The sequence below is a fragment of the Synechococcus sp. R70.1 genome, assembly GCF_047461675.1.
Classification (GTDB): Bacteria; Cyanobacteriota; Cyanobacteriia; order Thermostichales; family Thermostichaceae; genus Thermostichus.
Genome location: NZ_JANSHR010000114.1, coordinates 39720 through 52494 on the forward strand (window position 1 = coordinate 39720; position 12775 = coordinate 52494).

Below are 12775 nucleotides of genomic sequence, written 5' to 3' on the forward strand. Positions count from 1 at the left end.
TTTGCCTGTGAATCCTGTCCGCACCTTTTCGGCCACCAAAGCGGCTTTTTTGAGCGCCTACCCTCGCCCCATCCATCCTGCCTATCGCCGGGTGGTGGAAGAGTTGCTGGTGGAGCTGCACCTAGCCACGGTCAACGGCGCCTTTGTCTATGATCCCTTTTTTGCCCTGGGGCTGGTTACCCTCTACAACGGGCTGATGGAGACTTACCCTTCTCCTGAGCAGCGCGAGGTCATCTTCAACGCCCTCTGTAAGGCTCTCCACCTCAAGCCGGAGGTGGTGCGCAGGAATGCCCGTGACCTGCTGGAGCTCCTGCGCAGTGGGGATCCCCAGCAGCGCTACAACCTGCTCTGCCTCAAACCAGAGGCGGAGGATGTGGGGGGGCTAAAGGCCATCTTGCAGCGCATGACCCAGCCTCCCTATGCCTACAGCCGAGTTTTGGCCGTTGGCCTCTACACGGCCTACGAGGCAGTAGCTGCCTCCCTCTATAAGGATCCCGAAGAGCGCAGCCGCCGCTTTCTGGAGGAGGTGATTAGGAAGCTGCCTTTCTCGCCAGAGAGGGTGAAAAAAGACCTGGAGCTCTACCGCAGCAGCTTGGACCGCCTGAAGCAGGCGCGCGCTGCTCTCGAGGAGATGGTAAAAGCGGCCCGGCGTCAACAGGAACGTCGCCAGTCGGCGGCTTCCCTGCCCGGCAGCTCCACTGCCGATCCCCCAAGATCCAGCAGCTAGGCCAAGTAAGCAATCCAACTCTCGACTACCTCTGGCGAACCATACCAGCATCGTCCGCCGCGGCCCGAGTGGTAGCAATTGGGAAGGGTGAGGTTGATAGCTCCCGGCAGATGGGCTGCCTCGATGGGAGTGATGCCATCTCCCCAGAGTTCTCCCTGGCCGGCAGTGAGCCGGTAGCTGTTGTAGGCTAGCCAGCTGAGGTAGTGCTCTCGCCGCCACAGGGATCCCCAGCCCACGCGCCGTCCTTGGATGGCCTTGCCAGCCACGCACACGTACTTGACCTGAGGCCAGAAGGCGCCTGGGTAGTGGGTGTTCACAAAGTCCAGGTTGCGCCTTGTCCAGCGCTCCCGGCTGGTGTGAGGGGATCCCAGGCTAATCAGGGTGGCCACGTGATCCCGCCCCTGCCAGACCTGACCTCCGTAGGGCACCGATCCCAGGTAGATGCGAGCAATCCAGCCGCCAGCGGAGTGGGCCACCAAGTTCACCTGCTCAGCTCCAAACTCGGCCTGGGTACGTCGGACAGTGGCCTGGAGAGCCCGCAAGATGGGCGTGACCGGCCTTCCTCCCAGGGTGGGCAGCCAACTGGCTACCCGCAGCGGTACCACTCGCGCTGGATAGCCACGCTTCTCCAGCTCCCGGCGCAAAGGCTCGTACTCCGAGGCGCCCGCCAGATAACCCGGCAAGATCACTGTGGGCAGGGGAGCCATGGGCTAGCGCGGGTACCAAAACATGCCCTTGATCCCCTCAGGGTCGGCCGTAAAGCCAAGCCGCTCGTAGAAGCTGACCACTTCCCGGTCGGCAAAGAGGGTGATGTTGCTGATGTCCTGGGCGCGCAGCTCCTGAATGACCTTTTCCATCAGCCGCCTGCCCAGCCCTCGGCCTTGAAACTCAGGATGGACCACTACATCCCAAATGGTGGCGTTGAAGGCATGGTCCGAGGTGGCGCGGGCAAAGCCAATGAGACGTCGGTAGCTGCCCCGCTGCTGCCACATCGAGACCACCAAAAAACTGTGCTGCAGAGCTTTCCTAACTTTGTGGATGGGGCGACGCGACCACCCTACTGCATCGCAAAGCTCTTCCAGCTCGTACACATCTACGTTGGGATCCAGGCTAAAGACAATAGTCTCCCCCCCCACCGCCACCGTCTCCTGGCGAGGGGCAGGTGTAGCCGTTTGCGTTGACGCTTTGGCGGCGGCAGCCCCTGCTGACCCAAACAGGCCTTTCCAAAAACCCATGAATTGCAGTGGAGTAAAAGCCCACCTCTGTGAGCATGTCCCCAGTATAGCCAGGATTGGCAGCAGAAACGGCCAGTCTGCCCGGGTGCTTCCCTGTCGGCCTGGAGAAGATTTCGAGGGAGACTTATAATTCAGGCTGGCCGGCGAGAACGTTTTATGGCTACCCCTGGCACTGGCACCCTCGTCAATGCCCTCGCTATCCTCTTGGGCAGCGGCCTTGGCTGGGCACTAGGCCGTCGTTTGCCGGAGCGCATCAGCCAAACCCTGCTCCAAGCTATGGGCTTGCTGGTGTTGGTTCTGGGGATGCAGATGGCCCTTACCCTCAGCAGCGCCGCCCAGGCAGTCACGGTCTTGCTGGCCTTGATCGGGGGAGCTTGGCTGGGGGAATGGAGCGATCTCGAGGCTGCCTTTGAGCGGCTGGGACAAGCTTTAGAAAAGCAGGTGAGCCGCTGGCTGGGCCCTAGCCCCATTGCTTGCGCCTTCGTGGCCCCCAGCATTCTCTTTTTGGTTGGGCCCATGACGCTGCTGGGATCCATCCAGGATGGCCTGGGGGATCCCTCGCTGCTCCTGGTCAAAGCTGCGCTGGATGGCATAGCCACCCTGGCTTTTACCGCCAGCCTGGGCTGGGGTACACTGTTTTCCGCCCTGCCGGTGCTCCTGGTTCAGGGAGGAGTGGCCTTGCTAGCCCGACAACTGCAGCCCCTGCTGCGTCCAGACCTGCTTGCAGCCCTGGAGGCCACCGGTGGGATCCTCATCCTAGGTATTGGCATTAACCTGCTTGGCCTAGCGCGCCTGCGGGTGGCCAACCTGTTGCCGGCTTTGCTGATTGTGGAGCTGCTGGTGGGATTCTTCCCGCTGTGGGATCTTGACCTCTAGTCTGTCCAGAGCAAGGAGCAACTCCCCTCAGCTTGGCGGCAAGTGACGCTGGGAGATCCCGCTAGTGGGGTAGGAGAAGCCTCTATGGCCACCTTCCTCCGCGACTGGAGCTACCGCTTTCCCTGGCTTTACCGCAGCATTAGCCGCGCGGCGGCCCTGGCAGTGGGGGGGTATGCTCGGCTGCGGCGCTTGCCCCTGCAAGGGATCCCCATCCAACCTCAGGATCGGGTGTTGGATCTCTGCTGTGGGCCGGCGGAAGTGACACCGCTTCTGGCCGAGCTATGTCAAAACGTGGTCGGCGTGGATGCCTCACCCAAAGCCCTAGCAGCAGCCCGCCAGCGCCTACCCAACGTTGAATTTGTGGAAGCCTTTGCCCAGGATCTGCCCTTTCCCGCCAGCAGCTTTGACTGGGTACACACCAGCTTGGCCCTGCACGAGTTGACCTTCCCCGACCTCGAACAGGTGCTGCGCGAAGTCTGGCGGGTGCTCAAGCCAGGGGGAAGGCTTTTACTTCTCGATTTGCACGCGCCCCACCAGCCCCTACTTTGGCCCGGACTGGCCCTGTTTCTAGCCCTGTTTGAGACCGAGACTGCCTGGCACTTCCTCAAGCTGGACTTGCCCCAGTACCTGCAGCACCAGGGCTGGCAGGCCGTCCGGCAAACCCTGCACGCTGGAGGAGCCCTGCAGGTCATCCAGGCGCAAAAGCCTGTTGCTTGATTTGATAGAGCAGTTAACCCTGGTGCCAGAAGGGAGTGCCCAGAACAGGCGTGCTGGGCTGGGGTGTTTCCTGCGGAGCCATTGCCCCCGCTAGATAAGCTTGGCGGCCTGCACGCACCGCTGCCGCGAAAGCCTCGGCCATCGCCACCGGATCCCGGGCTAGGGCCACTGCTGTATTGAGCAGGACCCCATCGAAGCCCCACTCCATGACCTGGCAAGCGTGGGAGGGCAAGCCTAGGCCGGCATCCACAATTAGCGGCGCCTCGATCCGCTCCCGCAGCAGACGCAGATTGTAGGGGTTGAGGGGGCCTTTGCCCGTGCCGATGGGAGCAGCCCAGGGCATGACCACCTCACAACCGGCATCCAAGAGCCGCTGGCAGAGCACTAGGTCGTCGGTGCTATACGGCAAGACCTTAAACCCCCGCCGAACCAGCTCGGCAGCGGCAACGGGCAGTTGCACCGGATCCGGCTGCAGGGTGTAGTCATCGCCAATCAGCTCCAGCTTGATCCAGTCAGTGCCGAACACCTCTCGGGCCATCTCCGCCGTCGTGACCACCTCCTGCACGCTGTGGCAGCCGGCGGTGTTGGGCAAAAGTGGGATCCCCAGCTTCTGCAGTAGGGCCCAAAACCCCTGAGAGGCCTCTGGCCCTAGGGCACCCTGGCGCCGCAGGGAAACCGTCAACAGACAGGGCTGCGCCCGCGCCACCGCCTGTTCCAAAATAGCCGGCGAAGGGTAGCGGGCTGTCCCCAGCATCAGCCGGCTGGGCAGAGCCTGGCCGTAGAGCACCAAGGGATCCTCATCGGCCTGGATTGAAGGGGAAAGCTCAAGAAGAGTGGACATCGCTGGGACAGAGTTTAGGACAAAGAGGAAGGCGCCTATGCCCTAGCCCCCGGCAGCCGGCACAAGGATCTCGACCTGGTCGCCCTCTTGCAGACGGGTTTGCTCGTAGCGGGCGCGCGGCACAAACTCTAGGTTAACCGCCACTGCAAAGGGTCCACAGACCTCCACCTGGGCGATGGCCTCGGCCAAAGTTGCGCCCTCTGGCAGATCGTAAGGCTTCTGGTTGATCAAGACCCGCATGGCGACAGAGACTCCCGGGGAAACGAGGCAGCCTGCACCTGAAAGGGGATCCCCAACTGCTGGGCTAGGCAGCAACTGCCGTGGCGAAGGTACTCCAGGACGGCGTCGTGAAGGGCCGGAGCAATGAGAAAACCGTGGCGATAGAGGCCGTTAATCTGCAACAGGCGTGGGGACGGCTCCACCACTGCCGGCAAGTTGTCTGCTAGGGTGGGACGGCATTGGCTGCCTAATTCTAGGATACGCGCTTCGGCAAAGGCAGGGTGAACCGTGTAGGCGGCGCTGAGCAACTCCAAAGCCGAGCGGACGCTCACGGGCGAGCGATCCTCGGATTCAATTTCAGTGGCTCCCACCACGAATAGGTGCCCTGGCTTAGGAGCAATGTAGATGGGATAGCGAGGGTGTAATAGCCGCGTTGGGCGCCGCAGCGAAACTTCTGGAGCATACAAACGCACCACCTCCCCCCGCACTCCCCGCAGCGGTTTCTGCCCGCCCCATTCTTTTTGGGCTCCCAGACCACGGCAGTCCAAAACCCAGCCGCCGGTCTGCTGCTGCCAGGCCCGCGCTCGCTCGAGATCCCAAGAGGATCCCCACTCCACCTCCACCCCGTGCTGCCGCAGCTTGGCCAGCGTAGCCGACAGCAGTTGGCGGTTGTCTAGTTGACCCTCCTGGGGAAGATAGAGACCCTGGCTAAATCGGCCGGCCAGCGAGGGCTCCAGTTCAGCCAGGGCCTGGGCATCGAGCGGCTGGGGGCGGGGAAGATGGGGGAGGCGTTCTCTCACCGCGGCCAGCAAGTTGGAGAAGCGCTTGGCTTCCCCAGCATCTTGACGGTGCCAGAGGATCAAGGTGCCCTCCTGCTGAAAGAAAACGGGCTCTGGCAGGCTGGCTAGCAGGGCGGGCCAGCGGGAGAGGGCGTAGTACCCCTGGGCCACCACGCTGGCTTCGGTGATGACCGACTCAGCCAAAGGAGCGAGCATGGCCGCGGCAAAATGGGCGGCGCTGCTTTCTGGGGCGGTGGCCGGGGCTGCTTCCACCAGGTGCACCCGATGGCCGTCTTCGAGCAGGCTGGCAGCCAACAGGCGCCCCATGAGGCCGGCCCCGAGGATGAGGACCGGATCCGGCTGGGCCGTCCGGGGCGTGGGCGAGGGCTTGGTCTGAGGAGAGCCGCTGGGAAGGGTCATTGGCGGTCAGTGGAGTCAGAAGCTGCAGGTAGGACTCCGCAGCAGGCCAGCAGCCTGGGCCTACCTAGAAAGATCCCGCAGGACATCCACGAAGTGATAAGGGGGCAAGGGAGGACTCCAGTCCAATTGCCAGTGGGGGTGCTCCGCCAGCCAGGTTTGGGTGAGCTGGGCGGCAACTTCCCGTTCGGCGGGAGTGAGTAAAAAGTATAGCCGCAGCACTTCTCCTGACTGGGGATCCCCCCTCTGCACAGGCCAGTTAGGGGGCCAGAGCTGCTGCAGCACGGCTAGCTCCTGCTGTTGTTGCTCCTGGGCCTGGCGCTGTTGCAGGTAGGCCTGCTTGCGGGCTAGCAGGTAGGCCGTTCCACTGGGGGCGGGCGGGGGATCCCCAGGAAGCGGGGTGTGAACCCTGCCTTTGAGGCAATACTCAGCCCTTCTCCCGAGAGCAGCTAGCGCCTGTTCGTACTCCGCCTGCTGGGTTAACAAGTGGGCTCCCAGCTTTTCGGCCGAGAGAAAACATGTGCCAAAGCGAAGAGGCAGAAGGGGTGTCTGGGCAAACAGCCGGCAGATCACCTCGTCATGGCGCAGAGCCAAACGCAGGAGTACCTCGTCCGAAGCTTGGAGTGCCGCTGGGTTGGGTAGGGGCTCAATAGCGGCGGCAATGCGGCCCCCCGGCGGGGAGAACACCTGCAGTGGCTGCTGCATGCCAGGGGTTTGCTGGATGAATTGGCAAAGGGATGCCCCCGGCGTTGGCAAAAACGCATAGGTGTAAAGGATCCCTGCCGGCGGCTCTGGCTGAGCTGACCACAGCATGGTTCAATCCAGGCTGGGCTTTTCTTCTCAGCTTAAAGCCGCAGGAGCCAGGACGTTCGCTTGCCAAGCCTCACGCCACCCCTGCTGCCGCTAGGCTAGAGAGGGGGTTCAAGAATCAGCACACGTAAGTATGACTAGTGGCCTAGACTTCCAGTCTTTGGAAACCTTTCAAAAAGAAGAAATTGAACGCTTGCGGGATCTGCTCCCCGCTTCCTTCCGAGCTTGGATCAAAGTTGTTCCTCACTCGGGGGGCGAGAGGCTGCTGGTTTCTCGCCGCCAGGCTCCCTGGCAGCCCCAGGGCACCATTGCCATCGACTTTCGCCGGTGGCAAGGGATCCCGCAGCCGCACCGAGATCTCCTGTTTTTGCGGGAGGTGGGCTGGCTTAGCCATCGCAACTGGCTGCAGCCAGGGTTTTACCAATCGCTGGCGCTGTTTGGGGGCATTACCACCCTGGTGGAGCTCTCTCTGCAACACCCCTTTTCTGCTCTTCTAGCGGGGGGCATTACGGCCCTCTCCGTTCGACAGATCTGGCAAAGCCTCCATCGCGAGAGCGCCCCTTTCGATGCCGATGAATTTGCCCTGCGCCGCGCCCAGTTCCGCGGCTATACCCGTCAGGAGGCAGCCCGACACTTGGCAGAGGCTCTGGAACAAACCCTGAAGCTGGATCCCTCTGACATCCTGACGGCGCTGCGGCTGCAGCGGCTGAGAACCATCGCCCGCAACCTCACTCCCTCACCGGGGAGCTCCTGAGGTCAGGTGCACCTGGGTGATGGCTACCCGACCGGAGAAGCAGACATCGGTGTCGGTTTGGGGATCGCGAGCGCGCTCTGCGTAGCGCCCCTGGTAGCGGAACCACAGCAACTCCAAGCCTTCTCCCTCTGCTTCCACGGCGTAATCGAGCGGCAGCGGCTGCGTGCAGAGGGGACAGTAAACTCGCTCCGGCAAAGGGGATCCAGGCGGCAGGTGGGGCAAGTTCACGTTCCAAAAGGCGCCTCTAGGTAAGGGTTGCTCCATCAGCTCTGCCAAGATCTCCCGCGTCCACCGCTGCGCTTGCTCCCAATCGATGGGTTGGCTTCCTGCCCGATACTGGGAGATGGCAATTCCCCGGATCCCCCGCAGCGCCGCTTCCCGCACCGCTGCCACCGTGCCGGACAGGTACACATCCGTTCCCAGATTCCCTCCCTCGTTGATGCCAGAAAGCACCCAATCCACGGAAGGGGCAAGCTTAAACAAGGCCACCCGCACACAGTCGGCAGGGGATCCCTCTACAGCAAAGGTGCGCGTGCCACGGGCCCAGGCGCGGAAGGGCCGCCCCGTCGTGACTTGGTGGCTACAGCCAGAAATCGGCTGGTGAGGGGCCACAATCCAGCAGTTTTCCTCGGCAACGAGAGCGCTGAGAGCTAGCCTGAGGTGCGCCAGCCCTGCTGCCTCAATGCCATCGTCGTTGGTTAGCAATACCTTCATCTAAATTCCTCTGCCGGCAGCTCCTTGGGTTAGCCTAATCGCAAGTCCCTGTTGCGGATGGGTTTGAGGTCAAAGGCAAGGCGGAGCCCGTCTCTCTTTATAAGGCAGATCCCCGGCGTTCTCTTCCCCCAGTTGAGGCTTGGCAAGACTCAATGGCGTGGAACTCTGCACCGCTAGCAGGCGTCTACGGGCCTAGGTGTTCTAGACTCTTTTTTGGCAAGTCTCCTCTCCCCCTATGCCTTCTTCCCCTTCCGAAAAACCTGACCGGCACAGCGTGATTTGGCTGGTGGCTGCTGCAGGGCTGACGGTCTTGCTCTGGCGGTTTCCCGGGGGCAATTACCTCCTCTATCCCTTTACCCTGTTGGCCACCTGGTTTCATGAGATGGGCCACGGGCTGACGGCGCTGCTGTTGGGGGGAGAGTTTCATCGTCTGGAGATCTATCCCAATGGCTCGGGGCTAGCTATCTACAGTGGCGAGCTGTTTTTAGGACGGGTGGGGCGGGCTTTGGTGGCCGCCGCTGGGCCGATGGGTCCGCCGCTGGCTGGGGCTCTGTTCATTCTCGCTTCTCGCCGCCGCAGCACAGCTTGGCTGGGGTTGGTGTTTTTGGGATCCCTGCTGTTGCTCTCGACGCTGCTCTGGGTGCGTTCTCCCTTTGGCCTCTTGCTCCTCCCCGCCATGGGTTTGGGCATCCTGGCGGTAGCTTGCTGGGCTTCCCCTTGGTTGCGGGGCTTTGTCCTGCAATTTCTGGGGGTGCAGGCCTGTGTGAGCACCTATCACCAGGTTGACTATCTCTTTATGGAGGGTGCTGTCATCAACGGGCGGCTGATCCTCTCCGACTCCAGCCAGATAGCCCAAAGCTTATTTTTGCCCTACTGGTTCTGGGGAGGGGTGATGGCGGTGTTTTCTTTGGCTGTGCTGATAAGCAGCTTGCAACTGGCCTTCCGCGACTAGCCAAAAGGGGCAAAGCCGCAATTTTGGCAGTGATTGCTATCACCCAAAAATCCGTTGCCCATCACTGCCCGGCCGCAAAAGCCGCCGCTACAGTAAGGGGCGTGAGGAGTGTGGGAGCGGACAATGTGGAGAGATGTCATTGGTCTGGCTTTGGCGGCCATGCTGCTATCTGTGAGCAAAACGTTGGCAGATACTCTGGGCCAAGACCCAGCCCTGGGCCAGATCCAGCCAGCCAGCCCTGCTGCTAGCCTGTCCCGCTAGAGGGGGTGCCCAAGCCGTTGTTGCGTTGCCATTTTGTGCAACACTCATCCTAAGAGTCGTCGAAGACGCTGTCCGACGGGTGGGAGCAGTAGGCTTGGGATCCCCGATGCGCATAGCTCTGTTTACAGAGACGTTCTTGCCCAAGGTAGATGGCATTGTTACCCGGCTTTGCCATACAGTGCGCCACCTAACGGCCCGCGGCAACTCAGTGCTGATTGTTGCCCCTCAGGGAGCACCCAGGCGGTTTGCGCGGGCACGGGTTTACGGGATCCCCGGCTTCCCCTTGCCCTTGTACCCAGAGTTGAAGCTGGCTGCTCCTGGCCCGGCCATTGGCAGGCTGCTTAGCCGTTTTCGACCGGATGTCATCCACGTGGTCAACCCAGCGGTTTTGGGGCTGGGGGGCCTCTACTACAGTCAGACCATGAGGATCCCCCTGGTGGCCTCCTACCACACCCATTTGCCAAAGTACCTGAAGCACTATGGGCTGGGCTTTCTGGAGGGGGTTTTGTGGAGCCTCCTCAGGCTGGGGCACAATCTGGCGCGGCTCAACCTCTGTACCTCGACGGCCATGATGCAGGAGCTCACTGCCCACGGCATTGAGCGAGTTCACCTGTGGCAGCGAGGAGTGGATACGGAGCTCTTCCATCCCCAGGCCGCCAGTCCAGAGATGCGGGCCCGCCTCAGCGCAGGGCAGCCCGAGCGGCCGCTGTTGCTCTACGTGGGTCGGCTCTCCGCAGAAAAAGAGGTGGGGCGGATCCGGGTGCTCCTGGAGCAGATCCCGCAGGCGCGTCTGGCTATTGTCGGGGATGGACCGGAGCGGCGATCCCTGGAACAGCATTTTGCTGGCTATGACGTGGTGTTTACGGGCTACTTGCAGGGGCAAGAGCTGGCGGCGGCCTTTGCTTCTGCCGATCTATTTGTGTTTCCCTCCCGCACCGAGACGTTGGGGCTGGTTTTGTTGGAGGCCATGGCTGCCGGCTGTCCGGTGATCGCCCCCCGCTGCGGCGGCATTACCGATGTGGTGGACAGCGGCCGCAACGGCTTTCTCTTTGATCCCGACTCCGACAGCGACTTTGTTCAAGCCACACGGCAACTGTTGGAGAGGGCCGACCAGCGGCAACTTTTCCGGCAACAGGCCCGCCAGGAGGCCGAGCGCTGGAGCTGGTCCGCAGCCACGCAGCAGCTAGAGGAGTACTACCGCGCTGTCATCGCTGAGGCAGGACGTAGTCGGTAGAAATGACGTTCCAAAACACCTGGGCCAGATCAGGCAGAGAGTGGCCGATCCCCTTCAATGGCCCGCACTTGCTCGACAAAGAACTCTTCTAGGGACTGCCGTTGCCAATGCACATCGGTTACCACCGCCCCCGCCTGGTTTAGGAGATTGAGCAGCTCCGGCAGGGATCCGCTCCATTCTCCCGACCAATGGGATCCTTGGATGGAGAAGTGCTCAAGGCAGTCGCGGAACTGCTCTACGGCGCCGCCGTGCCCTTGCACGCGGTAGCTCTTGCTCTGGCCCAGCAGCTCGTCCAACGTTCCCTGCTGCACCAACTTGCCGCCGACCATGAGGCCGATGCGGCTGCAGATCACCTCCACATCCCCCAGGATGTGGCTGTTGAAGAATACCGTTTTGCCCTGCTGCTTGAGAGACAGGATGATCTCCCGCATCTGGTAGCGGCCCATGGGATCCAGACCCGACATCGGCTCATCCAGAAACACCAGCTCCGGGTCGTTGATCAGGGCTTGGGCCATGCCCGTGCGCTGCAGCATGCCCTTGGAGTAGGTGCGCATTGGCTTCTTGCGGGCCGTATCCATAGAAAGCCCCACCAGCTCCAGCAGCTGCGGGATCCGCTCCTTGAGGAGGCTGTCCGAGAGGCGAAACACCTTGCCAGCAAAATGGAGAAACTCCCAAGCGGTCAGGTAGTCGTAAAAATAGGGGTTCTCCGGCAGGTAGCCTACCCGCTGCTTGATGGAGCGATCCCCCAGGGGTTTGCCCAAGAGCGTGCCCCTGCCGCTGGTGGGCTCGACAATGCCCAGCAGACACTTGATCGTGGTGGTTTTGCCAGCTCCGTTGGGCCCTAGTAGCCCAAAGGTTTCACCGCGGGCCACGGTTAGCGAAAAATCCTTAAGAGGGGTGACCACCTTGGTTAGCCAAAAGCCGGTGCGGTAGGTTTTGCTTAGGCCGGCAACGGCAATGGCTGGCTCGGGCTGGGCGACAGCTGCTCCTGGGGAGGTGACAACCGTCTCGCTCATCGGGAAAAGCTGGAGTTGAGAAAAAGGCTAGCCCGCTATCCAGTTTACGCTCTACTCCCGCCTCGGCTGCAGTTTTCCTTAGAAAGGCGTCTTGACCTTCTTGGGTTGTTTAACCTTCAGCTCGCGAATCCGTTTCAACATCCTCTGGAAGTAGTCTGCGAGGAAGTCCTCGAGGGAGGTCAGGGAAGCCAGTTCAATGCCTAGGGCTTCGCACACAGGTGTCATGTCAGCGTGCATCGGCTCTCCGGCGGCAATCACCTCCACAAACGCCAGCCGGTCGGCAATGTTCCAGCTCCACTGAAAGAACTGAGCTACCTTGCGCGCTCCCCGCAACAGGCCCAGGGGTATGGTCCTGACCTTGGCCTTTTTGCCAGAAAGCTGCTCGCACAGGGCAATGACCTCTTGGGAAGTCCAAGCCTTGGGCCCCACCAAGGGAAAGATCTGTCTCTTGGCTGCTTCGAGGCTGAGGGCCCGCACCGCGAACCGGGCTGCGTCTAGGGTGTCGAGGTAGGCCGTGGGAACGCTCTCGCCGGTTACCCAAACGATTTGCTCTTCCAAAATGGGGATGGCGTACTGGCCAATCAGCCCCTGCATGAAGCCCGCCAGGCGAAAAATGGTGTAGGGCATCTGGGATCCGACCAGATACTTCTCAATGTGGTGCTTAAAGTTCATCAGGGGCACATTGGGGTATTCGTGCTGAGCACCCATGATGGAAAAAAAGATAAAGTGCCCCACTTGGGCGGCCCGAGCGGCGTTGATTAAAGCGACCTTGCCATCCCAATCCACCTGGCGAGTGGTGAGCGTGTCGGTTGGTCGTACGCTGGCACAGTCAATCACCGCCTCAACACCCTCCATGGCCTCTCGGAGCGTGCTTGGCTGCAGCAGGTTCCCCACTTTGAGGTGGGCCCCCCATTCGCTTAGGAAGGCAGCCTTAGCCGGGTTTCGCACCAGACAGGTGACCTGATGGCCCTCCTCAATAGCCCGCCGCACTACCTGACGGCCCAGGGTTCCCGTTGCCCCGACAACCAGCACGTTCATAAAGTTATCATTTCTTAACCTTGGCCTTAGTTTATCAGACTGAGAAAGCTTCCAACACACCCCCTCGAGGCCTACGGCCCGCTAGCGCGAACGGTCTGGGAGCAGACCCAAAAAGGGGGATCCCTGCTTGCTTGCCAAGGCCTACGGCCCGCTAACGCGATTGGCCTACGGCCCGCTAACGCGAT

Annotated in this window: 15 protein-coding genes; 6 read left to right on the top strand and 9 right to left on the bottom strand. The window is 61.6% G+C overall.

Annotated elements, in window-relative coordinates; genetic code table 11:
- Positions 1–7 precede the first annotated feature (7 nt).
- Positions 8–727, top strand: coding sequence for a photosystem II biogenesis protein Psp29 (gene psb29 / locus NW807_RS11060; protein WP_414405221.1), 720 nt, complete (start codon positions 8–10; stop codon positions 725–727).
- Here psb29 and NW807_RS11065 read toward each other — a convergent pair.
- On the bottom strand, positions 724–1434 hold the full coding sequence (locus tag NW807_RS11065) for an esterase/lipase family protein (protein ID WP_414410222.1): 711 nt from the start codon (positions 1432–1434) through the stop codon (positions 724–726). The two genes, psb29 and NW807_RS11065, sit on opposite strands and share 4 nt — an antisense overlap.
- Positions 1435–1437: 3 nt before the next feature.
- Entirely contained in the window at positions 1438–1962 is a 525-nt protein-coding gene (locus tag NW807_RS11070) for a GNAT family N-acetyltransferase (protein WP_414405170.1), read from the bottom strand.
- A 156-nt stretch (positions 1963–2118) separates the two neighbouring features.
- On the opposite strand from NW807_RS11070, the gene NW807_RS11075 reads away from it, so the two are divergent.
- Together NW807_RS11075 and NW807_RS11080 are read left to right on the top strand one after the other, a co-directional pair.
- The gene (locus NW807_RS11075) at positions 2119–2838 is read left to right on the top strand and encodes a DUF554 domain-containing protein (RefSeq protein WP_414426133.1); all 720 of its coding nucleotides are present in this window, start codon (positions 2119–2121) and stop codon (positions 2836–2838) included.
- Positions 2839–2922: 84 nt separating this feature from the next.
- Positions 2923–3555 carry a class I SAM-dependent methyltransferase gene (locus NW807_RS11080; protein ID WP_414426134.1) on the top strand — a complete coding sequence of 211 codons (633 nt, stop codon included), beginning with the start codon at positions 2923–2925 and terminating at the stop codon, positions 3553–3555.
- A 13-nt stretch (positions 3556–3568) separates the two neighbouring features.
- On the opposite strand, the gene NW807_RS11085 is transcribed toward NW807_RS11080, so the two are convergent.
- Genes NW807_RS11085 through NW807_RS11100 form a run of 4 tightly spaced genes read right to left on the bottom strand, consistent with a single transcriptional unit; the run spans position 3569 to position 6624 of the window.
- The gene (locus NW807_RS11085; RefSeq protein WP_414395993.1) at positions 3569–4396 is read right to left on the bottom strand and encodes a thiazole synthase; all 828 of its coding nucleotides are present in this window, start codon (positions 4394–4396) and stop codon (positions 3569–3571) included.
- 42 nt (positions 4397–4438) lie between these two features.
- Entirely contained in the window at positions 4439–4636 is a 198-nt protein-coding gene (gene thiS / locus NW807_RS11090) for a sulfur carrier protein ThiS (protein WP_414395995.1), read from the bottom strand.
- A complete protein-coding gene (locus NW807_RS11095; protein ID WP_414405173.1) occupies positions 4624–5814 on the bottom strand; it encodes an FAD-dependent oxidoreductase in 1191 nt (396 codons plus the stop codon). Before NW807_RS11095 ends, thiS begins: the two co-directional genes overlap by 13 nt.
- Before the next feature lie 60 nt (positions 5815–5874).
- On the bottom strand, positions 5875–6624 hold the full coding sequence (locus NW807_RS11100) for a GvpL/GvpF family gas vesicle protein (protein WP_414426135.1): 750 nt from the start codon (positions 6622–6624) through the stop codon (positions 5875–5877).
- A 130-nt stretch (positions 6625–6754) separates the two neighbouring features.
- Between NW807_RS11100 and NW807_RS11105 the strand changes: the two genes are divergently transcribed.
- Positions 6755–7375, top strand: a complete 621-nt coding sequence (locus tag NW807_RS11105) for a DUF3318 domain-containing protein (RefSeq protein WP_414426136.1) — start codon at positions 6755–6757, stop codon at positions 7373–7375.
- Here the strand turns inward: NW807_RS11105 and surE are convergent.
- On the bottom strand, positions 7358–8089 hold the full coding sequence (gene surE, locus NW807_RS11110) for a 5'/3'-nucleotidase SurE (RefSeq protein ID WP_414396002.1): 732 nt from the start codon (positions 8087–8089) through the stop codon (positions 7358–7360). The genes NW807_RS11105 and surE overlap by 18 nt on opposite strands.
- A 235-nt stretch (positions 8090–8324) precedes the next feature.
- Between surE and NW807_RS11115 the strand changes: the two genes are divergently transcribed.
- The gene (locus NW807_RS11115; RefSeq protein WP_414426137.1) at positions 8325–9041 is read left to right on the top strand and encodes a M50 family metallopeptidase; all 717 of its coding nucleotides are present in this window, start codon (positions 8325–8327) and stop codon (positions 9039–9041) included.
- Positions 9042–9408: 367 nt separating this feature from the next.
- Positions 9409–10536: a glycosyltransferase family 4 protein gene (locus NW807_RS11120; protein WP_414396006.1), complete on the top strand. Its 1128-nt coding sequence runs from the start codon at positions 9409–9411 to the stop codon at positions 10534–10536.
- 29 nt (positions 10537–10565) lie between these two features.
- Here the strand turns inward: NW807_RS11120 and NW807_RS11125 are convergent, their stop codons facing one another.
- On the bottom strand, positions 10566–11552 hold the full coding sequence (locus NW807_RS11125) for an ABC transporter ATP-binding protein (RefSeq protein WP_414410213.1): 987 nt from the start codon (positions 11550–11552) through the stop codon (positions 10566–10568).
- 78 nt (positions 11553–11630) lie between these two features.
- Positions 11631–12590, bottom strand: a complete 960-nt coding sequence (locus NW807_RS11130) for an NAD(P)H-binding protein (protein ID WP_414426138.1) — start codon at positions 12588–12590, stop codon at positions 11631–11633.
- Positions 12591–12775: the final 185 nt, after the last annotated feature.